Source organism: Streptomyces sp. CA-111067, from assembly GCF_050956065.1.
Taxonomy (GTDB): Bacteria; Actinomycetota; Actinomycetes; order Streptomycetales; family Streptomycetaceae; genus Actinacidiphila.
The window spans coordinates 3023079-3045996 of the sequence record NZ_CP192103.1 but is presented as its reverse complement, the minus strand read 5'-3'; the positions used below and the strand labels follow the sequence as shown (position 1 = coordinate 3045996).

At 70.3% G+C, this 22918-nt stretch carries 22 protein-coding genes; 12 read left to right on the top strand and 10 right to left on the bottom strand.

Annotation, left to right across the window (positions count from 1 at the left end; translation table 11 throughout):
* Positions 1-6: 6 nt before the first annotated feature.
* Both ACQPW6_RS13165 and ACQPW6_RS13160 read right to left on the bottom strand, forming a co-directional pair.
* A complete protein-coding gene (locus ACQPW6_RS13165; protein WP_433894521.1) occupies positions 7-942 on the bottom strand; it encodes an NADP-dependent oxidoreductase in 936 nt (311 codons plus the stop codon).
* A 106-nt stretch (positions 943-1048) separates the two neighbouring features.
* Positions 1049-1519: an NUDIX hydrolase gene (locus ACQPW6_RS13160; RefSeq protein WP_433889776.1), complete on the bottom strand. Its 471-nt coding sequence runs from the start codon at positions 1517-1519 to the stop codon at positions 1049-1051.
* Between the two features lie 30 nt (positions 1520-1549).
* Here ACQPW6_RS13160 and ACQPW6_RS13155 point away from each other — a divergent pair, with 30 nt between their 5' ends.
* The 4 genes from ACQPW6_RS13155 to ACQPW6_RS13140 all read left to right on the top strand — a co-directional run bounded on the left by ACQPW6_RS13155 (position 1550) and on the right by ACQPW6_RS13140 (position 4594).
* Positions 1550-2329, top strand: a complete 780-nt coding sequence (locus tag ACQPW6_RS13155; protein ID WP_433889775.1) for a GntR family transcriptional regulator — start codon at positions 1550-1552, stop codon at positions 2327-2329.
* A 213-nt stretch (positions 2330-2542) separates the two neighbouring features.
* Positions 2543-2878 (top strand): hypothetical protein, encoded by a 336-nt coding sequence (locus tag ACQPW6_RS13150; RefSeq protein WP_433889774.1) that lies wholly within the window; start codon positions 2543-2545, stop codon positions 2876-2878.
* 47 nt (positions 2879-2925) lie between these two features.
* Positions 2926-4047 (top strand): NAD(P)-binding domain-containing protein, encoded by a 1122-nt coding sequence (locus tag ACQPW6_RS13145; RefSeq protein WP_433889773.1) that lies wholly within the window; start codon positions 2926-2928, stop codon positions 4045-4047.
* 4 nt (positions 4048-4051) lie between these two features.
* Positions 4052-4594, top strand: a complete 543-nt coding sequence (locus ACQPW6_RS13140; RefSeq protein ID WP_433889772.1) for an NUDIX hydrolase — start codon at positions 4052-4054, stop codon at positions 4592-4594.
* 22 nt (positions 4595-4616) lie between these two features.
* Here ACQPW6_RS13140 and ACQPW6_RS13135 read toward each other — a convergent pair whose 3' ends face one another.
* Positions 4617-5564 (bottom strand): NADP-dependent oxidoreductase, encoded by a 948-nt coding sequence (locus ACQPW6_RS13135; protein WP_433889771.1) that lies wholly within the window; start codon positions 5562-5564, stop codon positions 4617-4619.
* Between the two features lie 144 nt (positions 5565-5708).
* On the opposite strand from ACQPW6_RS13135, the gene ACQPW6_RS13130 reads away from it, so the two are divergent.
* Positions 5709-6269, top strand: coding sequence for a MarR family winged helix-turn-helix transcriptional regulator (locus ACQPW6_RS13130; protein ID WP_433889770.1), 561 nt, complete (start codon positions 5709-5711; stop codon positions 6267-6269).
* Between the two features lie 28 nt (positions 6270-6297).
* Here the strand turns inward: ACQPW6_RS13130 and hemC are convergent, their stop codons facing one another.
* Both hemC and ACQPW6_RS13120 read right to left on the bottom strand, forming a co-directional pair.
* The gene (hemC, locus tag ACQPW6_RS13125) at positions 6298-7236 is read right to left on the bottom strand and encodes a hydroxymethylbilane synthase (protein ID WP_433889769.1); all 939 of its coding nucleotides are present in this window, start codon (positions 7234-7236) and stop codon (positions 6298-6300) included.
* A gap of 127 nt (positions 7237-7363) precedes the next feature.
* Positions 7364-7735 (bottom strand): VOC family protein, encoded by a 372-nt coding sequence (locus tag ACQPW6_RS13120; protein ID WP_433894520.1) that lies wholly within the window; start codon positions 7733-7735, stop codon positions 7364-7366.
* Positions 7736-7836: 101 nt separating this feature from the next.
* On the opposite strand from ACQPW6_RS13120, the gene ACQPW6_RS13115 reads away from it, so the two are divergent.
* Positions 7837-8409, top strand: a complete 573-nt coding sequence (locus ACQPW6_RS13115; protein WP_433889768.1) for a CGNR zinc finger domain-containing protein — start codon at positions 7837-7839, stop codon at positions 8407-8409.
* Positions 8410-8551: 142 nt separating this feature from the next.
* On the opposite strand, the gene ACQPW6_RS13110 is transcribed toward ACQPW6_RS13115, so the two are convergent.
* Positions 8552-9892: a UDP-glucose dehydrogenase family protein gene (locus ACQPW6_RS13110; RefSeq protein WP_433889767.1), complete on the bottom strand. Its 1341-nt coding sequence runs from the start codon at positions 9890-9892 to the stop codon at positions 8552-8554.
* A gap of 98 nt (positions 9893-9990) precedes the next feature.
* Here ACQPW6_RS13110 and ACQPW6_RS13105 point away from each other — a divergent pair, with 98 nt between their 5' ends.
* From ACQPW6_RS13105 to ACQPW6_RS13090, 4 genes are all read left to right on the top strand, one after another.
* A complete protein-coding gene (locus tag ACQPW6_RS13105) occupies positions 9991-11361 on the top strand; it encodes an LCP family protein (RefSeq protein WP_433889766.1) in 1371 nt (456 codons plus the stop codon).
* Between the two features lie 150 nt (positions 11362-11511).
* On the top strand, positions 11512-12687 hold the full coding sequence (locus ACQPW6_RS13100) for an acyl-CoA dehydrogenase family protein (RefSeq protein ID WP_433889765.1): 1176 nt from the start codon (positions 11512-11514) through the stop codon (positions 12685-12687).
* Positions 12688-12948: 261 nt separating this feature from the next.
* A complete protein-coding gene (locus tag ACQPW6_RS13095; RefSeq protein ID WP_433889764.1) occupies positions 12949-13644 on the top strand; it encodes an LAETG motif-containing sortase-dependent surface protein in 696 nt (231 codons plus the stop codon).
* 140 nt (positions 13645-13784) lie between these two features.
* Complete coding sequence (locus tag ACQPW6_RS13090) at positions 13785-14207, top strand: hypothetical protein (protein ID WP_433889763.1); 423 nt, start codon at positions 13785-13787, stop codon at positions 14205-14207.
* Positions 14208-14325: 118 nt separating this feature from the next.
* On the opposite strand, the gene ACQPW6_RS13085 is transcribed toward ACQPW6_RS13090, so the two are convergent.
* A complete protein-coding gene (locus tag ACQPW6_RS13085; protein WP_433889762.1) occupies positions 14326-15558 on the bottom strand; it encodes an LCP family protein in 1233 nt (410 codons plus the stop codon).
* Positions 15559-15674: 116 nt separating this feature from the next.
* Here ACQPW6_RS13085 and ACQPW6_RS13080 point away from each other — a divergent pair, with 116 nt between their 5' ends.
* A complete protein-coding gene (locus tag ACQPW6_RS13080; protein ID WP_433889761.1) occupies positions 15675-16220 on the top strand; it encodes an acyl-CoA thioesterase in 546 nt (181 codons plus the stop codon).
* Positions 16221-16293: 73 nt separating this feature from the next.
* Here ACQPW6_RS13080 and ACQPW6_RS13075 read toward each other — a convergent pair whose 3' ends face one another.
* Entirely contained in the window at positions 16294-17853 is a 1560-nt protein-coding gene (locus tag ACQPW6_RS13075) for an LCP family protein (RefSeq protein WP_433889760.1), read from the bottom strand.
* A gap of 146 nt (positions 17854-17999) precedes the next feature.
* On the opposite strand from ACQPW6_RS13075, the gene ACQPW6_RS13070 reads away from it, so the two are divergent.
* Positions 18000-19052, top strand: a complete 1053-nt coding sequence (locus ACQPW6_RS13070) for a glycosyltransferase family 2 protein (RefSeq protein WP_433889759.1) — start codon at positions 18000-18002, stop codon at positions 19050-19052.
* Between the two features lie 58 nt (positions 19053-19110).
* On the opposite strand, the gene ACQPW6_RS13065 is transcribed toward ACQPW6_RS13070, so the two are convergent.
* Both ACQPW6_RS13065 and ACQPW6_RS13060 read right to left on the bottom strand, forming a co-directional pair.
* Complete coding sequence (locus tag ACQPW6_RS13065) at positions 19111-20901, bottom strand: LCP family protein (RefSeq protein WP_433889758.1); 1791 nt, start codon at positions 20899-20901, stop codon at positions 19111-19113.
* A gap of 137 nt (positions 20902-21038) precedes the next feature.
* Positions 21039-22823, bottom strand: coding sequence for an LCP family protein (locus ACQPW6_RS13060; protein ID WP_433889757.1), 1785 nt, complete (start codon positions 22821-22823; stop codon positions 21039-21041).
* Positions 22824-22918: the final 95 nt, after the last annotated feature.

The window sequence follows — 22918 nt, the reverse complement described above, 5'->3', positions numbered from 1 at the left end:
GGCCGCTCACGCGACGGTCAGCACGATCTTCCCGGTGCTGCGTCCGGTCTCGCCGAGTTCGTGCGCCGTGGCCGCCTGTTCGAGCGGCAGGACGGTGCTGATCTCGGCCCGCAGCCGGTCCGCCTCCACCAGGTCGACCAGGGCCTTCAGGCCGGCGTAGTCCGGTTCGACGAGGGTGAAGCCGGTGCGGAGGCCGAGGGGCCCGGTCTGCTCGGCGGGCGGGACGTCGCCGGGTGAGGTGAGCGTGACGAGGGTGCCGCCGGTGCGCAGCACCCGCAGCGAGCGGGTGCCGTAGTCGCCGCCGATGGTGTCCAGGACGACATCGACGTCCCGGACCGCGTCGGCGAAGTCCGCCCGGGTGTAGTCGATCATCTCGTCCGCGCCGAGCCCGCGCACGAAGCCGTGCTTGGCCGCGCGGGCGGTGCCGATCACGTACCCGCCGAGCGCCTTGGCGACCTGCACGGCCAGATGGCCGAAGCCGCCGGCGGCGCCGTGCACCAACACCCGCTGCCCGGGCCGCAGTTCCGCGGTCTCGGTCAGCGCCTGCCAGGCGGTCAGCGTGCCCAACGGCAGTGCGGCCGCCTGCACATGGTCGATCCGCGCGGGCTTCCGTACGAACTGCCGGGCGGGCGCGGCCACATACTCCGCGTAGCCGCCCGCCTGGTGCGGGAACCGCGGCATCCCGAACACCTCGTCCCCCACCCGGAGGTGCGTCACGCCGAGCCCGACCGCCGCCACCACCCCGGACACCTCATACCCCAGGATGACCGGATCCCCCCAAAGCCCCAGCCCCCCGTGCGCCCGCGCCTTCCAGTCCGCCGGATTGACCCCGGCAGCCCGCACCCGCACGAGTACCTCCGTGGCCCCCGCTCCAGGCCGCGGCGTCTCGATCACCCCGAGCACATCAGCCCCACCCCAGGACCGCGGACTGACAGCCCGCATCATCCGTCCCGCCATGAACGCCCCCACCTCAACTCGCCCCGACCGTCTCCCCTCCACCCTCCCGCCCGAGCCCCCGCCCGGGCAGCCCCCCGAGGGCCACCCTCCCTCAAGATCGGGCCACATCCTCCGAAGGAAGCAGCACCCGCCCGTCATGAGCCCGCACGCAGGGGCCGCCGTCGCGCAGGGCATCCTTGACCCGCACGCCGTAGACCTCACCCATACTGTCGGCGGCCTTGTCGGCCGCCACCCACTCGACGGCAGCAGCTTCGTCAGACGTCCGCGCGTATCCGCCCTCCGGCGTGCAGCGAAAGACGAGGGCGACGACCCCGAGCGCCATGTTCTTGTAGACCCCGGTGAGCGCCCCCACCCGAACCTCGACCCCGGTCTCCTCAAAAACCTCCCGCCGCACCCCCTCCTCAACCGTCTCCCCCCGCTCCAACACCCCACCGGGCGGCTCCCAGTCCCCGTTGTCCGCCCGCCGAATCACCAGCACACGCCCGTCCTCCCGGACGACCACCCCGGCGACGGAAACGGAGTGCTGCGGCGTTGACGTGTCTCGGGAGGTGCTGTTACTCATGCACAGGAGAATAGGAGACAGTGAAGGACTATGGCGACCAGTGACCTGGCCTCATCTGCCAAGGCGAAGTACCTCCAGATCGCCGATGATCTGGCGGCACAGATCCGATCCGGCGCGCTCGCACCCGGTGACGCGGTGCCGAGTGAGACCGAACTCATGGACCGGTACAAGGTCGCGTCCGGTACGGTGCGCAAGGCGGTCGCGGAGCTTCGTACGAGGCAATTGATCGAGACGCACCATGGCCGCGGCTCATTCGTACGTTCCCGTCCGCCTGTGCAGCGTAAGTCCTCGGACCGCTTCCGCCGCGCGCACCGTAAGGCAGGCAAGGCCGCATTTCTGGCTGAGGCCGAGCAGTCGGGCGGAGAGCCCTCCGTCAACGTCCTCTTCGTCGGGCCGGCCGACGCCTCCGAAGACATCGCCGACCGGCTTGGCGTTCCGAGGGGAGCGCAGGTCCTGGCTCGCAAGCGGCGGTACTTCCGGGACAACGTGCCGACCGAGGAGGCAACGTCGTTCCTTCCATGGGACGTGGTCAAGGACATCCCCGAGATCTTCGCGGAGAACCCGGGAGGTGGCGGTATCTACGCGCGGCTCGAAGAGCACGGTTACCTCCTGGCGGAGTTCACCGAGACGGTTCGCGCGCGGCTTGCGAGCAAGGCCGAGATCACCGCTCTTGCTCTCAGCCCGGGGTCACCGGTGATCCACCTGGTCCGGAGCGCGGTCACGGACGACGGCCGCGTGGTTGAGGTGTGCGACACCGTCATGGCCGCTGACCAGTTCGTTCTGGACTACCGCTTCCCCGCCGGAGACTGACGAGTCGTCACCTCGCAGTCAGCCGCAGCCATTTACTCCCCGCTACTGCTTGACTCATGTACATGAGTAGGTCACTCTGGTTCATGTTGCTCATGTACATGAGTGCCAGTGAGAATCTCTTCTACAGGAGATGTCGTGGCATCTTTCAAGGCTGATCCTCCGACCGCCACGAGCGTTCGTCCGACCTCGACGAGCGCGGAATGCTCTGGCTGTTTGGGCGACGCGCAAGGTGACAGGCCGCGCTGGCCGGAGGACATGGCGGCGGTCCATCCACCGGTCTGCCTGCCGTGCGCGTGGAAGTCCACCCGCCTGTGCCCGCACCTGAAGACCGGATTCGTGGCGGTCCGGGTGAAGCACTATCCCGTGGCGGGTGTGTACGGCTGCTTGTACGACCCCCGCGACCCGGCGCGGAAGCGCCTCGTGGACGGCATCTGCGGATACGACCACCCCGATATCCGCTACATGATCGCCTACCACCTCGTCCGCCGCCTCCGCGGCTGCCAACTGGTCGACCTGGACGCCGAGATCGCCGCGCTTTCGAGGCAGTAGCAGCCGTGTACCACAGACCTTCGCCTCGGAGAATCGGAGGAGCTTTCATGGAAACGTCGGAGCGTGTGCGACTCGATACGTACTTCGGCAAGATCGCGCGGGCGTTCACGCCACCCGAACGACCGTCTTCGTTGCTGATCACCCATCTGCTGCCCGAACGTCCCGCGTTTGTTCGGGCCGTGGGCACGGTGTCCAAGCTGCGGGCCGTGCTTCCCAAGCCCAAGTCGGTGGATATGGGAGCGCGTCGAGAAGTCGAGCGGAGCACCCCGTGCGACGAACTGTCTCGCGACATGTTCGCGAACCCCGACGCGGCGACCGCCTATCTCGAGACCAGGGCGCCGGGCGAGCCGGTCGTCCTGGTCGACGTGGGAGGCTACTTCGCTCCGTCCTTGCAGGAGTTGTCCGACCGTTTCTCCGGCCGGTTGCTCGGCGTGGTCGAGGACACCGAGAACGGACACAAACGATATGCCGAGTTGGGCAGTCTGCCGTGCCCGGTGCTGTCGGTCGCCCGTTCTCCGCTCAAGGATCCGGAGGACTTCCTGGTCGGGCAGTCCGTGGTGTTCTCCACGGAAGCACTGCTACGGGGGCGGGGCGACATTCTTCACGGGCGCCCGGCGCTGGTGATCGGCTTCGGCAAACTCGGGTCGAGCATCGCACGCCTTCTGCATGCGAAGGGGATCAACGTCACGGTGTACGACATCGATCCGGTGAGGCGTGCGCAGGCGCTGTCACAAGGCTTCGGCGTCGCACGCGACCGAGATCAGGCGATTGGAGCAGCCGGGTTGGTGCTGTGCTCCACGGGGGCGTTCGCACTCAGAGGCGAGGACTTCACGCTGCTCAAGAACGGGGCATACGTCGCAACGGTGACCAGCTCGGAGGACGAGTTAGAGCTGAGTGGCCTCCCGGACGGCTACACCCGTGCCAATTCGGGCGAGCACATCACCCGGTACCAGACGACCGGTCACTACTTCTATCTGATGAACCATGGCAACGCCGTCAACTTTCTACACGGAGCCAGCGTTGGACCGTTCATCTTCCTGGTACAAGGAGAGATCCTGGCGAGCGTCAGACTGCTGGCCCGAGGCGACCTGACCCCCGGCTTGCACGAGGTGTCCGCAGACGACCGCGCGACCATCGCCGCTACCTGGCTCAGCTACTACAACAGGTGATCCGATGCCCATTACGGCAGACCACATCCGCGCCACGCTGGCCGGGTATACCGACGCGCATCCCGAGGAGAAAGCCGCTCTGGCGGTCGTTCACGAACTGTTGGACGACGGGGTGGACCTGACGAACCGCAAGGAATACCGGGGCCACGTCACGGCCGGGGCCGTCCTGCTGAACGGCAGCGGAGACGTACTGTTCATCCGCCACGTGGCCCTCGGCAAGTGGCTGACCCCGGGCGGACACGTCGAGCCAGAGGACGCGAACCTCATCGGCGCCGCGTTGCGGGAGCTGATCGAGGAAACGGGGATCACGCTGACCCCCTCCCCGGTGTCCCCGCTCCCGGTGCACATCGACGTGCACCCCATCCCGGCGAATCCCGCCAAGAACGAGGACGCGCACCAGCACATCGACTTCCGCTACCTGTTCCGGGCGGAAGGCGAGCAGCCCGTAAAGCTCCAGGAGGAAGAGGTGAGCGCCTGGGCCTGGCGCAGCGCGGACACGCTCGCCGACGAGACCCTCCGCGATCGGGTACGCGCCGCACTGCGCTGACCGGATACGCCCGGTCGTCGAGTCAGGGGATCACGATGGTTTTGCCGGGGAGCCGGCCTGCCAGGCATTCGTCGTGGATGGACGGGAGGTCGGTCAGGGGGCGGCGGGACGTCACGTCGATCTGGAGGGTGCCGGCGTTCACCTGGGCGACCAGGTCGGCGAGTCGGGTCGCGTCGCTGCGGACGAAGACGTCCGTCGCCCGGATGGCGCGGGCGGGGGACTTCGGGACCGGGGTCGTGGTGCTCAGGAAGACTCCGCCGTCGGCTACCAGCTCGTCCACCAGCTGGGCGACCTCTTCCGGGGCTGACGGAGTCAGGTTGAGCACCAGGTTCAGGACCACGTCGAAGCGCCGGCCGGCCAGGGCCTCCAGGACGGGGGTGGCGGTGTAGTCCACTATCCGGTCGGCGCCGTAGGAGCGGACCCGGTCGTGGCTGCGCGGACCGGCGGTCGCGGTCACGGTGGCGCCGGCCTGCGCGGCGAGCTGGACGGCGTAACCGCCCACCGCGCCGCCCGCGCCGTTGATCAGGACGCTCTGGCCGGGCTTCAGACCGGCCAGTTCGAACAGCGACTGCCAGGCCGTCAGCACGGTCGAGGGCAGCGCGGAGGCGTCGGCGAGTTCGACGGTCAGGGGAGCGGCGACCAGCGCCTCGGCCGGCGCGACCGCGTACTCGGCCGCCGCGCCCGGTGCGGTCATCGGCAGGAACGCCACCACCGCGTCGCCGACGCTCCAGCCGCTCACGCCCTCACCCGTCTCGGTGACGACGCCCGACACGTCGTAGTTGGGCGTGTGCGGGAACGCCACCGGGAAGACGTCCTTCAGCACGCCGCCGCGGATCGGCACGTCGACCGGGTTGAACGCGGCGCCGGCCACTTTCAGCACCACCTGGCCCGCGCCCGCCACCGGGCGGTCCGTCTCCTCGTAGACCAGGACGTCGCTGTCGCCGTAGGAGTGGTAACGCATCGCCTTCATGAGCTTCCCCTGTTCCAGGTGCGGTTCTGTGTGCTTCGAATTCGAAGCACAACGTCACCGTAACTTGCTTCGACTTCGAAGCAAAGCCGAACCTGGGTGAGGAGGATCACACTGCTGCGAATTCGCACCATGTAGCGTGAGCGGATGACCGACAGCCGTCCCGCCCCCGGCCCCGGTGCCGTGCCCGGACCCGAGGACGTCGCGTCGCTCGATCCCGCCCAGCTGGGCGCCTACTTCGTGCTCATGGAAGCCGTCAGCCTGCTCCAGCACCAGGTCGAACAGCAGCTGCGCGCCGAGGGCGGCATCAGCTACGTCCAGTTCCAGCTGCTGGCCCGGCTCAGCCAGCTGGACGGTCCGCTGACCATGACCGAACTGGCCGACGGCGTCGTCTACAGCCGCAGCGGCCTGACCTACCAGGCCGGCCTGCTGGAGAAGGCGGGGCTGGTCACCCGCGGCCCGAGCCCCGACGACGACCGCGCCACCCTGGTCGCCATCACCGGCGACGGCCGCGCCCTCGTCGAGCGGGTGCTTCCCGGGCACGTCCGGCTGATCCGCGGTCTGCTGTTCGACCCCATGGCGGACGACGACCTGCGCCATCTCGGCGACATCATGACCCGGGTCCGCGACCACATGCGGGCCCAGCCGCCCCGCTCCGCCGCGCCCCGCAAGGCGCGTACCGCGCGCTCGGCCCGACCCGCGCCCTGACCGCGACCTCCAGCCGGCCCACGACCTCTCAGCCGGCCAGCGCGGCCGTACGGATCGCGTCCAGAATCCGGTGAGCGCCCTGGGCGACCAGGTCGGCCGCCAGGCCCCGGCCGAGGGACTCGGGATCCGCGGCCTCACCCGTCCGGGTCGCGGAGATCTGCGTGGTGCCGTCCAGTGACGTCACCTGACCCGACAGCCGCAGCCGGCCGCCCGGCAGCGACTCGGCGTAAGCACCCACCGGAACGCTGCACCCGCCGTGCAGTTCGGCGAGAAACGCGCGTTCCGCCCTGACCTGCGCGTCGGCCGACAGATCCCCCGCGGTGGAAAGGATTTCGCGGATTTCCCTGTCGCCCTCGCGGATCTGGATTCCCAGGGCGCCCTGTCCCGGGCTCGGCGGGAATAGGTCGAGTGGCAGGATTTCGCCGATCGCGTCGTCAAGGCCGAGACGGCGAAGGCCCGCCACGGCGAGCACCACCGCGTCGAGCCCTTCCGTTTCGATCTTTTTCAGCCGCGGCGGCACATTCCCGCGAATCGGGACCATCCGGAGATCGGGCCGCACCGCGAGGAGTTGGGCGACGCGGCGCGGCGCACCCGTGCCGACCCGCGCTCCCTCGCGCAGGCCCGCCAGCGTCGAGCCGCACAGGGCGTCGGCCACGTCCTCGCGCGGCGGCGGGGCGAGCAGCACCAGACCGGCCGGGTTCGCGGTGGGCAGGTCCTTCATCGAGTGCACGACCACGTCGACGTCGCCGCGGGACAGCGCCGCCTCCTGCTCGGTGCTGAACGCCGAACCGCCGCTGGCGGCCGACACGACGGAGGTCGGCGACTTTCGGTCCCGGTCGCCGCCCTCCAGAATCACCCGGTGGGTGAACGTGACGTCCGGAAACCGTTCACGCAACGGCCGCAGATATTCACGTACTTGGGTTTTGGCAAGGTTGCTGGCGCGCGAACCGACGAGATATTGAGCCACGTTGACCAACTCCCCGAATCCGACCCGCCGCACCGGACGGCGATTCCGTCAGATTACGCCAGCCGCCGAGCTGCTTTTACGGACACCGCGTCGGGATGACTCCCGCGCCCGGCACCGAAAGGGCCGTTCAGCAGGCGCAGAGGCAGAACGGGTGCCCGGCCGGGTCGGCGAAGACCCGCCAGTTGCGGGTGCCGTCCAGGTCACCCTCAAGGAGCGTCGCGCCCAGCGCGAGCACCTGCTTCTCGGCGTCGTCCATGCCCTCGCGCGGGACGGCGATGTCGAGGTGGATCTGCTGCGGGGCGGCCGGGTCGGGCCACTTGGGCGCGCGGTGGTCGGGGGCGAGCTGGAAGGACAGTGTCTGGGCGCCCTGGCGCTTGAGGTCGACCCAGGTGTCGTCCTCGGCCTCCACGGTGCCGCCGACCAGTTCGGCGTAGAAGGCGGCGAGCGCCCGGGGGTCGCGACAGTCGAGGGCCACCGCGCTCAGCGTGCCGATCATCAGGGGTTCCTTTCACGGGACGTCAGGGAAGGACGTTACCGGTATACGGGCATCAGCCGGTAACCGTTACTTCATCATGGCGTGGCAGCGGTAACGTGGCAAGGGTGCAGCAGCCTGGAGTACGCGAACCCGCCCCCGAGCCGCTGCGGCTGGTCCAGGACCTGGTGAACACCGTCGACCTGGAGAGCGAGACCGGCGAGGAGCTGCTGACGCCGGCCGACCTGGCGGCGTGGGTGCGCGCGCACGGCGGCCCGGACGGCACCGAGGGCGCGGATTTCGGGGACGGCGGGCTCGCCGAGGTGATCGAGCTGCGCGAGGCGCTGCGGGACGCGTGCCAGGCCCACGCGGGCGTGGACATGGCGCCCGCGGCGGTCGCCGCGCTGGCCCGCCTGCTGGCCCGCGGGCCGCTGCGGCTCGCCGTGGACGAGACGGGCACGGCGACGGTACGTCCGGCCGACGGCCTCACCGGCGTCGCCGTGCTCACCGCCCGGATCGCGGCGGCCGTCGCGGCGGGGACGGCCGACGGCAGCTGGCAGCGGCTGAAGGCGTGCGCCTCCGACACCTGCCGCTGGGTGTACTACGACCGCAGCCCGGCCGGCCGCAGCCGCTGGTGCACGATGGCGGTGTGCGGCAGCCGCGCGAAGATGCGGACCTACCGCAAGAACAAGGCAGGTTGACGGGGCCGGCGCCGATCGAACGCGTGCGTTGTAGGGGGCGCGCACCAAGACGCCTGCCCCTTACGCGACCGCGGCCTCGTACGGACCGCGCACCAAGACGCCTGCCCCTTACCCGAAAGCGCGCCTCACGCCACAGCCCCGCCTACGCGGCCGGGCGGCCCATCGCCCGGAATGTCCAGCCTGCCTTGCGCCACAGCGCGGGATCCAGCGCGTTGCGGCCGTCCAGGATCAGCCGGCGGCCGGTCACCTCTGCCAGCGCCTCCGGGTCGAGCTCCCGGAACTCGCGCCACTCCGTCAGGTGCAGCACTATGTCGGCGCCCCGTACCGCGTCCACCGGTGTCGGCGCGTAACCGAGCGTGGGGAACAGCCGCCGCGCGTTGTCCATGCCCTTGGGGTCGTAGACGGTCACCTGGCCGCCCTGGAGGTGGATCTGACCGGCGACGTTCAAAGCGGGGGAGTCCCGCACGTCGTCCGAGTCCGGCTTGAAGCTCGCGCCGAGCACCGCGATCCGCTTGCCGAGGAACCCGCCGCCGACCGCGTCCCGGGCCAGCTCCACCATGTGCGTGCGGCGGCGCATGTTGATCGAGTCGACCTCGCGCAGGAACGTCAGCGCCTGGTCGGCGCCCAGCTCGCCGGCCCGCGCCATGAACGCGCGGATGTCCTTGGGCAGGCAGCCGCCGCCGAACCCGATCCCGGCCCGCAGGAACTTGTGGCCGATCCGGTCGTCGTGCCCGATCGCCTCCGCGAGCTTGACGACGTCGCCGCCGGCCGCCTCGCTGACCTCCGCCATGGCGTTGATGAAGGAGATCTTCGTGGCGAGGAAGGCGTTGGCCGCGGTCTTGACGAGCTCGGCGGTCGGGTAGTCGGCGACCACGAAAGGCGTGCCTTCTGAGAGGGGTGTCGCGTAAACCTCCCGGAGGAGTGACTCGGCGTGCTCGCTCGTCACGCCGACCACGATCCGGTCGGGGTGCAGCGTGTCCTGGACGGCGAAGCCCTCGCGCAGGAACTCCGGGTTCCAGGCCAGCTCCGCGTCCTCCCCGGCCGGCGCCAGCTCCGCGAGCGTCGCCGCCAGCCGGGCCGCGCTGCCCACCGGCACGGTGGACTTGCCGACCACCAGGGCCGGCCGCCGCAGATGCGGGGCCAGCAGCGCGAACGCCCGGTCCACGTAACTCATGTCGCACGCGTACTCGCCGTGCTTCTGCGGGGTGTTGACGCACACGAAGTGCACGTCGCCGAACTCCGCGATTTCCTCCCAGGAGGTGGTGAAGCGCAGCCGCCCGCTGGAGCCGTCGAGGCCGGCCACGTGCCGGGCGAGCATCTCCTCCAGCCCGGGCTCGTACATCGGCACCCTGCCCTGGGAGAGCATCTCGACCTTCCGCGGCTCGATGTCGAGCCCGAGGACCTCGAATCCGAGCTCGGCCATGGCCGCAGCATGGGTGGCGCCGAGGTAGCCGGTGCCGATGACGGTGAGCTTCAGAGGCATGCGCAGAGCATAGGCCGTGGAATGGGCGAACCAAATCGTGGTGGTGGGAGGGCGCGCGCTGCACAATACGTGCAGAGATCTATGGGGTGGGGGCAATTGTGAGTGACGACGACGGCATAGCCGCGCGCAGAACCGGTGGGAGGGGCGAGGGGGTCGCCGACACCGCCGAGGAGACGACGGCCCGCCGGCCGTCCTGGGCCAAGGAGGCCGGTCCGGCAGACGAGGAGCAGCAACCGGAGCCGGCCGACCAGCCGGAGCCGGCCGCGCTCCCCGAGCCGACCGACCCCCGAAATCCCGGCGGTACCGGCGCCTTGGACGCGCCCGGCGGCCCTGACCGCCCCGACGACCCCGGAGCCTTCGACGCTCCCGGCGACCCCGAGGTCCCGGACGAGCCCGACGGTCCGGACGCTCCGGGAACCGCCCCCGACCGCTCGGCCCGGCGCCGCCGCCGTACCCGCCGGGTCCTGTACGCCGCCCTCGCCCTGCTCTGCGCCGGCGTCCTGCTGGTCGTCGGCGGCGGCTACCTGGCGTTCGAGCACTACACCGGCCGGGTCTCCCGCATCCCCAACGCGTTCCCGACGAACGTGCCGGCCGCCGCGCAGCCCGCGCCCTCCAAGGGCGGCAGCGAGAACTTCCTGCTGGTCGGCGTGGACGCCCGCTCCGACCTGCCGACCACCGGCAAGGACGCCAAGGCCCCGGAGTGGAAGCCCGGCGCGCAGCGCAGCGACACGATGATGCTGCTGCACATACCCGCCGACCACAAACAGGCCTACGTCGTCTCGCTGCCCCGCGACTCCTGGGTGAACGTCCCCGGCCACGGCAAGGCCAAGCTGAACGCGGCCTTCTCCTGGGGCGGCCCGCCGCTGCTGATCGACACCGTGCAGCGGCTCACCAAGGTGAAGATCGACCACCTCGCGGTGATCGACTGGAGCGGCTTCAAGAAGCTGACCGACGCGGTCGGCGGCGTGGACATCACCGTGGACAAGACGGTCTCCCGCCGCAACGGCCCCGGCGGCGTCTGGACGGCCGGCACCCACCACATGGACGGCGACGACGCCCTGGACTACGTACGGGAGCGCTACGGCCTGCCGAACGGCGACCTGGACCGCACCCACCGGCAGCAGAACTTCCTGCGCGCGGTGCTGTCCAAGATGCTCTCCGGCGGCACCCTGGCCAACCCGCTCAAGCTCAAGCACACCCTCGACCAGTTCACCGACGTGGTCAGCGTGGACGACAAGCTGTCCAACGGCGACCTGCGCGACCTGGTGTGGAACATGCGCGGCGTGCGCTCCTCGGACATGGTCTTCATGAACGCGCCGGTCGCCGGCTTCGACACCATCCAGAAGCAGTCGGTGGTGCTGCTCGACGACAACGGCTCGTCGGCGCTGTGGGAGGCGCTGCGCAACGACACGATGAAGCACTACATCGCCACGAACACCGTCGACAAGCTCGGCAAGAACGTGTCCTGACGGCCCGGCGGCGGCGCGGGCGGGCGGCCCGCGCCGAACGGGAGGTGAAAGTCATGAACGTCACGCATGCCGACGGGATACCGCAGCGGCGCCCGGGCCTACGATCGTAGGGTTACTTAACGGTAGTTAGCACCCGGGGAGTGAGACTCTGTGGCCGGTTCCTCCGACTTCGACCTTTTCCGGACCTCCGAGGAGCACGACATGCTCCGGGACGCGGTCCGCTCGCTAGCCGAGGCGAAGATCGCCCCCTTCGCCGCCGAGGTGGACGAGCAGGCGCGTTTCCCGCAGGAGGCCCGCGAGGCGCTGGAAGCCAACGACCTGCACGCCATCCACGTCCCCGAGGCGTACGACGGGGCCGGCGCCGACGCGCTGTCCACCGTGATCGTGATCGAGGAGGTCGCCCGGGTCTGCGCGTCCTCCTCGCTGATCCCGGCGGTCAACAAGCTCGGCTCGCTGCCCGTCCAGCTGTCCGGCTCCGAGGAGCTGAAGGCGACGTACCTGGGCGCGCTGGCCCGCAAGGAGGGCATGTTCTCCTACGCGCTGTCCGAGCCCGACGCCGGCTCCGACGCGGCCGGCATGAAGACCCGCGCGGTGCGCGACGGCGACTTCTACGTACTCGACGGGGTCAAGCGCTGGATCACCAACGCCGGCGTCTCGGAGTTCTACACCGTCATGGCGGTCACCGACCCCGACAAGCGCTCGAAGGGCATCTCGGCCTTCGTGGTCGAGAAGGACGACGAGGGCGTCTCGTTCGGTGCCCCGGAGAAGAAGCTCGGCATCAAGGGCTCGCCGACCCGCGAGGTCTACCTCGACCACGTCCGCATCCCGGCGAGCCGGATGATCGGCGAGGAGGGCACCGGCTTCGCCACCGCGATGAAGACCCTGGACCACACCCGGATCACCATCGCCGCCCAGGCCATCGGCATCGCCCAGGGCGCGCTCGACTACGCCAAGGGCTACGTCCAGGAGCGCAAGCAGTTCGGCAAGGCCATCGCCGAGTTCCAGGGCATCCAGTTCATGCTGGCCGACATGGCGATGAAGCTCGAAGCGGCCCGCCAGCTCACCTACGCCGCCGCGGCCAGGTCCGAGCGCGTCTCGGAGGGCGGCGGCAAGGACGAGCACTTGACCTTCTTCGGCGCCGCGGCCAAGTGCTACGCCTCCGACGCGGCCATGGACATCACCACCGACGCGGTCCAACTCCTCGGCGGCTACGGCTACACGCGGGACTACCCGCTGGAGCGGATGATGCGCGACGCGAAGATTACTCAGATTTACGAGGGTACGAACCAGGTCCAGCGCATCGTGATGTCCCGCAACCTGCCGTAGCCGACGCGAGGCCCGCCGTCCCGGCGCATCACGGTTCCGTACGTCTCAACTCCGTAATAAACCGCCGGGACGGGTGCTCAATTGAGTGCTGTTCCGGGTGCTCTTCGGGTAGTTGGGGCGGTTTAGCCGCCGGTTGCGATCAATTGACAAGCAAGCGGCGGGGCTTGTAGAGGTGTGGATGCCATCAGTGGTACGGGGGACGGCTATTGCCCACTGTGTGCCCTATTCCGCGCTTGTGTTCCGATCCCGTGAAGGGAAGACGTGTCTATATCCCGCCGCACCGCAATCGCGGTGCGTTCCATCGGCGTCGCCTCCGCCGCAGCCGCAATCGCGCTCGGCGTGGCAGGCAACGCGTTTGCTTGCAGCATCACTGAGTTCACCCCGACCGCCTCGTGCACGGCCGGCCAGGGCGCCATCAACGTGCTCGACAAGGACGGCTCCGGCACCCACGTGAACATCACCGTTCACCAGGGCGACAACGTCGTCGGCAGCAAGGACGACGTCGTCGGCACCCAGGAGGGTGTCAACGTCAGCATCCCGGTCGCCTGGACGCCCAACACCACGTACACCGTGACGGTCGTCAAGACGTCGGGTGCCAAGGTCGGCGACAAGGACGTGACCACGGGCTCCGAGGCGTGCGCCACGCCGCCCACCACGCCGCCGCCGACCTCCCCCCCGGTGACGACGCCGACCACCCCGGCGACCGAGGCTCCGACGACCACGCCGGCCGCCCCGGCCACCACCCCGCCGACCGCGGCCCCGACCTCCAGCGCCGCGGCGCCGGTCGTGGACGACACCAACGCGCCGTCTCCCGCGGCCGGTGGCTCGTCGGACCTGGCCGAGACCGGTGGCGGTAGCAACACCGGGATGATCGCCGGTATCGCGGGTGCCCTCGTGGTCATCGGCGGTGGCGCGGTCTTCGGTCTGCGCCGTCGCGGAGCAGCCGCACGTCACTGATCGATAACGGAAGTCACGGCTTCGTACGATCGGCCACCTGGGCGCGTACCTGACAGCCGGAAGACGATACGCTGCGACGCCGCTACCAGCCTGGTAGCGGCGTCGCGGCGTTTCAAGTCAACCGAAAGTGGGGGCACTTCATGGCCATTCGGAAGTCCACGATGCAGGAACAGGTGGCCCAGGCCATCGCGCAGATCAACCCGGCCGACCGGCCCATCGCCACGATCCACACGGTGACCGGTCCGAGCCCGTACCTCACCAACCTGTTCGGGCTGATCGCCCAGGCATTCGTGAAGTACTACTTCGTCACCGTCACCGAGCAGGCCGTGGTCTTCCACAAGGCCGGGCGGATGAGCGCCCGCCCCAAGGAGCTGGTGGCGGCGATACCGCGCGCTGAGGCCGCGGCTCTGGTGACCGACGTGAGGCGGGGGGCGCTGTGGAGCTCGCTCAGGTTCCAGCTGCCGGGCGAGCCCAAGCCGACCCGGCTGAACGTGGCCCGTTACTGGCGCGCGGAGCTGGACCAGTGGGTGCCCACCGTCACCGGCGTGCCGATCCCCGCCTGAGCCGTCCGGCACCTGCCCGCAGACAGCGGGAACGGGAACGGCCCCGGCCGCCCGGCGCGTGAACGCCGTGGTGACCGGGGCCGCTTCATGCCGCCGCCCGCGAAGGGCGCGAGGGCCGCTACTTCGTGACGGTGACCTTCTGGTCGTTCTTCAGCTCGTCGAAGAGCTGCTTGCCCTTGGTCATGTCCCACTTCAGCGCGTCGCCGTCGTTCGGCGTCATGTAGTTCGCGTTGGCGATCGGCACGGTGATCGACTTGCCGCTGCCGCCGGTGACACCCTTCATCGCCCAGAACATGTGGGTGAGGTCGAGCAGGCTCATCTTCTTGTCCACGATGAGCGTGTCGAGGCCGGAGCCGATCACCGGGTAGAGCTTGAACGGGTTGAGCACGGTGGTCGGCGAGGCCGCCTGGTGCGCCAGCGTGGACAGGAACTTCTGCTGGTTGCGCATCCGGCCCAGGTCCTGGTCGGCCTCCTGGTGCCGCTGCCGGACGAACGCCAGCGACTGCTTGCCGTTCAGCTTCTGGCAGCCGGCCTGGAAGTCCGCGCCGGACGCCTTGTCCTTGAGCGGCTTGTCCAGGCACATGTTGACGCCGCCGAGCGCGTTGACCAGGTTGACGAAGCCGGAGAAGCCGATCTCCGCGTAGTGGTCGATGTGCAGGCCGGTGTTGTACTCGATCGTGCGGGTCAGCAGCTCGGGGCCGCCGTCCGAATACGCCCGGTTGAGCTTGTGGGTGGAGGCCGCGTACCGCTTGCCCGACTCCTTGCCGGTGAAGGCCGGGATGGTGACGTAGGAGTCGCGCGGCAGGCTCATCATCGTGGTGCCGTTGCTGCCGGTGTGCAGGATCATCATCGAGTCGGTGCGCTGGCCGCTGTCGGCGCCGGTGTGCAGATCCTTCTCGTCCTGCTTGGTCAGGCCCTCACGGCTGTCGGAGCCGACGATCAGGTAGTTCGTGCCCTTGCCGGTCGGCGGCCGGTCCTCGACCTTGCTGAGGTCCACCTCGCGGCGCACCTTGGAGTCGGCCCAGAAGTAGGTGGAGACGGACACCACGAGCAGCACCACGACCAGACCGAGCGCGGTGTAGCCGATCTTCTTGCGGGTGCTCCAGCGCGGGCGCCGGGGACCGCTGCCCCTGCCGCTCGTCGAGGGCGGGCCGTAGCCGTCGCCGGACCCGCCGCCCGGCTGCGGGTCGCCGAATCCGCCGGGACCGCCGGGGCCGCCCTGCTGCGGGCGCGCGGAGGGCTGCGGCGGGATGCCGCCACCGGCTGCGGCGGCGCGGCGAGGCGACAGTTCTGGGGGGAGCGGCGGCTCTGAGAGCCGTCGCCGCTCGGTGTCATCGCTCCAACCGTTCATGCCGAAAGTGTGCCTGGCCACCCGGTGCGACCCGCAATCCAGGGCGGTTCTGTAGCAGACCCGATGCATTCGGCCACCGGCCGCAGCGAAGCCGTAACGGACATAAAGTGGCTGTCATGATCGATGACGTTCCGGCCGCCCCGGTGATCCCGGGCAAGCCGAACTCCGCCTCCCGGATCACGCTCTCCCACATCATGAGCGCGCACGACACGAACCTGCTCGGCACGGTGCACGGCGGCGTGGTGATGAAGCTGGTCGACGACGCGGCCGGCGCCGTCGCCGGACGGCACTCGGGGGGCCCGGCCGTCACCGGCGCGATGGACGAGATGGCGTTCCTCGAACCCGTCATGGTCGGCGACCTGCTCCAGGTGAAGGCCCAGGTCAACTGGACCGGCAGCACCTCGATGGAGGTCGGCGTGCGGGTGGTGGCCGAGCGGTGGAACGAGTCCGGCGCCGCCAAGCAGGTGGCCAGCGCGTACCTGGTCTTCGTCGCCGTGGACGCCGAGGGCCGGCCGCGCCGGGTGCCGCCGGTGCTGCCGGAGACCGACCGCGACCGCCGCCGCTGGCAGGAGGCGCAGATCCGCCGCACCCACCGGCTGGCCCGCCGCCGCGCGATCCTGGAGCTGCGCAGGGAGCGGGCGGCGGAGGGCCTGGACGACTGAGGGCCGTACGGGACGGGGGCTGGACGGGCTGGGGTCCCCTCGACCGCCCGCCACGGGTCTCACCGCCACCCCGTCACGGGCAGCCCACCTCGTCCCCGGTCAGCGCGTGCTCGGAGCTGTCCGACGGCGGCGCCGCGGCCACCGGCGCCACTGCCTTGAAGTCGGTGCCGAGCGTCACCCGCATCACCGCGCCCTGCCCCGCCACCGGCACCAGCTGGGCGCCGGGCAGCGCCGCGGCCAGCGACCTGGCGGAACGGTCCCAGCCCGGGTCGTAGGTGATCACCGTCCTGGCCGTGCGGTGCTCCGAGGTGCCGGGGGCGCCGGTGGTGGCGAAGCCGGTCGCGTGCAGCGCCTTCTGCGCGGAGGCCGCCAGCCCGACCGTGTCGGTGCCGTTGGCCACCCGGACCCGGATGGTCGCCGGGTCGACGTCCACCGTGACCGGCTTGAGCCCCCCGGCGTGCGGGGTCGCCGCCGGGGCCTTGCGGACCGGTGCGAGCGGCTTGTCGGCCCGCAGGTCCGCCCACAGCACGCCCGCCTTGGCGTCGTCCCACTTCACCGTCGAGCCGACACCGGGCACGGTGTAGTTCGGGTTGCTGATCGGCACCGAGGTGAACTCCGACGAGTGCGACGAGAAGTTCTTCATGCTCTTGACCAGCGCGATCAGATCGGTCGGCTTCAGGCCCTGGTCGGCGCGCACCGAGCCGAGCGCGGTGCCGGCCACCTTGGCCAGCTCCACCGGGTTCGTCAGGATGCCGCCGCTGGTGACCTTGTGGATGATCTGCGCCACGAAACGCTGCTGGCGCTGGATCCGGCCGAGGTCCGCCGACTCGTCCAGGTGCCGGGACCGTACGTACTGCAGGGCCTGACCGCCGTCCAGCACGGTGGTGCCGACCGGCAGGTTCAGGCCGGTGTGCGAGTCCTTGAGCGGGCGGGTGGTGCAGACCGGGACCCCGCCGATGACGTCCACCGTCTTCATGAAGCTGGTGAAGTCCACTTCCAGGTAGTGGTCGATGTGCACGCCGGTGAGCTGCTCGACGGTGCTGACGGTGAGCTTGGGGCCGCCGTCCGCGTACGCCTCGTTGATCTTGGCCGGGCGGGTGGCGGGGCGGGCGGCCGACGCGGTGGGGGAGGCGCTCGCGGAAGGGCCGGCCGCCTTGGCGTCCACGGCCGCCGCTGTGGAGCCGGCCGGGCTCGGGGTGGCGGTCGCGGCCCCGGTCGGCAGCTGCACCAGCGTGTCGCGCGGGATGCTGACGACGCTCGCCCGCGACCGGTCCTCCGACAGGTGCACCAGCATGATCGTGTCCGTGCAGTGGCAGGGCTCGCCGCCCAGGTGGTACTGGCGCTTCTCCGCCGGGTCGATGCCGTCCCGGCCGTCGGTGCCGACCAGCAGGAAGTTGGTGCCCTTGGTGCCGTCGGGGCGGCCCTGCATGCCGCCGAAGGCGTCCACCCGGTCGATGGCGCCGTTCATGCCGTTCACCACGGCGTGGCCGACGCCGGCCGCGGTGATCACCAGCAGCGCCACACCGCCGGCGATCCTGGTGCTCCAGCGGATCGGCGGCCTGCGCCCAGCGGCGGGACGGCGGCCGGCGGCCGGTCGGCGGGCTCCTGACGGGCTGCGTCGGTTGGGCGGCACGGGGGTCCCTCCGCGTAGAGGTCACGGACGGGGCCGTGAGGTAGTGGGGCGATAAGGACGCGAACCCGTTCAGGCTAGGGACAAATAGGACTGTAGGTCTTGGCCCCACGCGCTGGGGTCCCCCGTTAGCGGTAACGTTTGCCGCGATGAACGCCGCCACTGACACCGCACTCCCGGCAGTCTCCGTGATCATGCCGGTCCTCAACGAGGAGCGCCATCTGCGCGACTCCGTCCGGCACATCCTGGAGCAGGACTATCCAGGCGAGCTGGAAGTCGTCATCGCGATCGGCCCGTCCAAGGACCGCACCGATGAGATCGCCGCCGAGCTGGTCGCCGAGGACCCCCGGGTCCACACGGTGCCCAACCCCACCGGACGCACGCCCGCCGCGCTCAACGCGGCGATCCAGGCGTCCCGGCACCCCGTCGTGGTCCGGGTCGACGGGCACGGCATGCTCTCGCCGGACTACATCGCCACCGCCGTCCGGCTGCTCGCCGAGACCGGCGCGGCCAACGTCGGCGGCATCATGCACGCCGAGGGCGAGAACGACTGGGAGCGCGCGGTGGCCGCCGCGATGACCGCGAAGATCGGCGTCGGCAACGCCGCCTTCCACACCGGCGGCCAGGCCGCCCCGGCCGACACCGTCTACCTCGGCGTCTTCCGCCGCGAGGTGCTGGAACGGCAGGGCGGCTACAACGTGGAGTTCATCCGCGCCCAGGACTGGGAGCTGAACTACCGGATCCGCGAGGCGGGGCACCTGATCTGGTTCTCGCCCGAGCTGCGGGTCTCCTACCGGCCGCGGCCCAGCGTGCGCGCGCTCGCCAAGCAGTACAAGGACTACGGCCGCTGGCGCCGGGTCGTCACCCGCTACCACCGCGGCTCGGTCAACCTGCGCTACCTGGCCGCGCCCGGCGCGCTGCTGGCCAACGTGGCCGGCATCGTCGTCGGCGCGGCCCTGACGCCGTGGGCGCTGGTCGTGCCCGCCGCCTACCTGGCCGGCATCGTCCTGGGCTCGCTGCCGGCCGGCCGCGGGCTGCCGGCGGGCGCCCGGCTGCGGATCCCGCTGGCGCTCGGCACCATGCACATGTGCTGGGGCTACGGCTTCCTGACCAGCCCGCGCTCGCTGGCCCGCCGGGTGATCGCCAGCCGCCGCCCCGCGGTGCGCGACGAGCAGAGCGAGACCGCTCGCGCGGAGGCGTGAGCCCCGTCCGTACCCGCGCGGAGGCGGGTACGGACGGCCCCGGTCCCACCGGCACCCGCTACCAGCGGTAGATCTTCAGCACCTCCATGCACCCGGTGGTGTCCGCCCCGTTCACCGCGTCCGCCGTCGTCGGCACCGAACCGCTCTTCGGCAGCGTCTTGCTGAAGTCCGTACCGGTCTTCCAGTCCGCGCCGACGGTCAGCGTGATGGCCTTCGCGGTCGTGGACGCCTTGACGTTGGCTGCCGGGATCTTCAGCGCCTTGCCCACCGACAGGGCGTTCGCCTTGCCCTGGGCGCCGCTGCTCGCCGGGTAGTTGAGGACGGTGCCCGGGCTGGGAGCGGTCTGCCCTGTGGTGGCCTGGGTGAAGCCGGCCGCCTTCAGCGCGGTCGCGATGCTGGTGGCCCGGTGGTCGGTCGCCACGCCGCCGCTGGTGCCCGCCGTGCCGTTGACGACGGTGACCGGGATGGTGGCCGCCGCGGCCGCCGGCGGTCCGGACGGCGCGGTCGTCGTCGGCTTCGCCGCCGGCGATCCGGAGGCCGGCGTCTTCGCCTTGCCGTTGCTGTCCATCGCCACGTCGTTGCGCAGCAGCGACCAGACCTGGGGGGCGTCCGCCGACGGGATGTAGTGCGCGGTCGGGTCCTCCGGGTCCGCGTCGTGCGGCATCGTCAGCATCGTGATCCGGTTCGACGGCACGGTCTTGAGCTGCATGCCCAGGTCGTAGAGCTTCTTCGGGGTGCCGATCTCCTTGGAGACCTCGAACGCCGACATCGCGGTGGTCGCGATCTTGTTGAGCTTGCCCGGGTTCGTGAACAGGTTCTGGCTGCGCAGCTCCCGGATCAGCGAGCTCATGTACATGTGCTGGGCCTTGGAGCGCATCGCGTCGCTGCCCCAGGCGTGCCGGGTCCGCAGCCACTGCAGCGCGGTGTTGCCGTAGATCTTCTGGGTGCCGGCCTTGAGGTGCAGGTGCGAGCCGCCGGGCTGCGCGGGGGTCGAGTGGTCGTCCACGTTCTCCTTGACGCAGACCGAGACACCGCCGACGACGTCGGCCATCTTCACCACACCGGAGAAGTCGATGGTCAGCCAGTGGTCGATGTAGACGCCGGTCAGGTTCTGCACGGTGGCCAGCGTGCAGCCGGCGCCGCCGCGGCCGAGCGACTCGTTGATGATGGCGTTCTTCGGCGCGAACACCTGGTGCGTCTTGGGATCGGTGCACTGCGGGATGTCGACCCGGGTGTCGCGCGGGATGCTGACCACCGACATGTTGCTGCGGTCGGCCGACAGGTGCGCGATCATGATCACGTCGGCCCGGGGCGGCTGGCCCACGGTGTCCTTCGCGCCGCCGAGCTTGAGGTCCTCGGCGTCGTTGCGGGTGTCGGAGCCGAGGATGAGGATGTTCATCGGGGTGTCGCCGTTGGCGTTGGCCTTGGTCTTGGCCACGTGTGTGCTGCCGCTGACCCGCTCGCCCTTGCGGATCTTGCCCGACAGGTACTCGTAGTAGCCGTACGCGGCGCCCGCCGTGCCGAGCACCGCGACCGCGGCGATGATCGCCGTCCACTTGAGTATCCGGCGCTTACGGCTCTTGGGCCGCCGCCGCGACCCGCCGCGCCGGTGCCCGCCACCGCTGCCCCCGGCCGCGCGTGGCTCGGGTATCTCGCCGGGCGGCTCGTCGCCGCCACCGCGCTGCGGGTCCTCGTGCTGCGGGCTCTCGTGCTGCGGGTCTTCGTACTGCGGGCTCTCGTGGTTCGTGCCTTGGTACTGCCGGTTCCCGTACGGGTCCGCGTGCATGTCCGGCCGGCCGCCGGGTGCCCCGGGTATTCCGGGCATCCCGCCCACCGTTCCGTCGCGCATGCGAACCCCTTCCGCTGATCCCCGCTGTTGTCCGTGCTGTCCCCGGTCGTCCATCTGTCAGACGGAATCGGGACGGGTGAAGTTGCACCTCTTCCCTTTGACTTAACACGACGTGGATCACCGTCAGGTTTCGTGAGCTACTTCACGCAGGCCGAATTGTCCGCTTCGGTCTTCTGCAGATCCTTCGGTGCGCTGGTCGGCGGTCCGATCGGCGTACCGGGCGTGCTGAAGTCCTTGCCGAGCGTCAGCTTCATGTACGCCAGCGGCTTCGCGTTCACCGTGCCCTGCTTGAGCGCGGACGCCGGCAGCCCCATCATCGCGGCCAGCGAGCGGGCCTGGTCGGCCTGGTTCGGCGCGTACTCCAGGAGCGTCTTGGCGGTGGCGGGCGCGTTCCCCGCGTTCGCCGAGCGGTTGACGCCCTGGGTGTTCTGCAGCCAGTTGACGGTGTCCTGCGCGGCGCCGAAGACCCCGCTGCCGTTGAGCACGTTGACCCGGGTGTCGTGCGGGGTGGCCTTCGGCCCGACCAGCCGCGGGTCGGGCTTGGCGGCCGGCTTCTTCACCTGGGTGAGCGAGACGTCGTTCTTGATCAGCGAGAAGAGCTGCGGCGCCCGGGTCTGGTCCACCACGACCGTGGCGTGCACCTTCTCGTTGGGGTTGTCCACCACCGGCAGCGTGGTGAACGAGATGTGCTTGCTGTCCACCTTGCTGAGGTCCTTGGCCAGGCTGGTCAGCTTGCTGACGCTGCCGATCGCGGAGTCCACGGTGAGCGCCTTGGTGGCCGCGTTCGCCAGCGTGAACAGCTTCTTCGGGTTGGTCAGGGTGCCGCCGGACTTCATCTTGCGGATCATCGCGCCGATGAAGTTCTGCTGCAGCTTGATCCGGTCCAGGTCGCTCTGGTTCTGCAGCGCGTGCCGGGTGCGGACGAACTCCAGCGCCTGCTCGCCCTCCAGCTTGTGCGGCCCCGCCGGCAGATTCAGATGCGACTTGGGGTCGACCAGCGGGCGGTCCAGGCAGACGTCCACCCCGCCGACCGCCGACGACAGGGTCTTGACCGCCTCGAAGTTGACCATCATGAAGTGGTCGATCGGGATGCCGCCGGTCAGCTGCGAGACGGCCCGCATGGTGCAGCCGGGATCGCGGCCGTCCACCCCCAGGCTCTCGTTGAACTTCGGCGTCGTCATCCCGGCCGGCGTGCCGGGGATGGTCTTGGTGGAGCCGTCCTTCTGCTTGGTCGGGCAGTCGGGGATGGACGTGACGATGTCCCGCGGGATGCTCATCGCCGTCGCGTTGCTGCGGTCGGCCGAGACGTGGAACAGGATCGTGGTGTCCGCGTGGCCGACGCTGCCCGCGTCGCCGTACTTGTCGCCGAGGCCGATCCGGCTGTCGGTGCCGATCACCAGGATGTTCATCGGACCGGAGTGCGTGACGTTCTTGCTGCCGGCGTTGCCGACGTCCACCGTCGTGATGTTGTTGTTGAAGTGCTGGTAGACCAGGTAGCCGCCGACACTGCCCGCGATGAGGACGAAGCCGAGGGTGCCCGCGGTCCACAGCAGCGCCTTCTGCTTGCCGGACTTCCCCTTCTTCCGCCCCCGGCGGCGGTCCGGAGTGGCGGTGTCGGGGTTCGCCCGGCGACGGCGGCCGGGCGGCGCGGTGGTGGGGACGGCGGCGGTGCCGGTGCCGCTGGTGGTCGGGCCGCCGGCACGACGGGTGCCGGCGGTGCCGGTGCCTCCGGCGGTTCCTGCGGCTCCGCCGGCGGGACTGCTCGTACCGGTGCCGCTCGTGGTGGGGCCCGCCTGACGCGGAACGCCGGGCCGGCCGCCCGCGCCGGTCTCCGGCTCCAGCCGCAACTGGTACGTGCCGGTGGCCGGATCGAGCACCCACTGGTCCGCGGGATCGATGTTGCTGCCGCCCTGGTTGTCCACGGTCGTTCGTGTCCTCCAACCGGATCTGCCGGATCGCTCACACTAGCGGCCCAGTTCAGCGCCGATGCGCGCCCGTGACAAATCCGCCGGTCGAT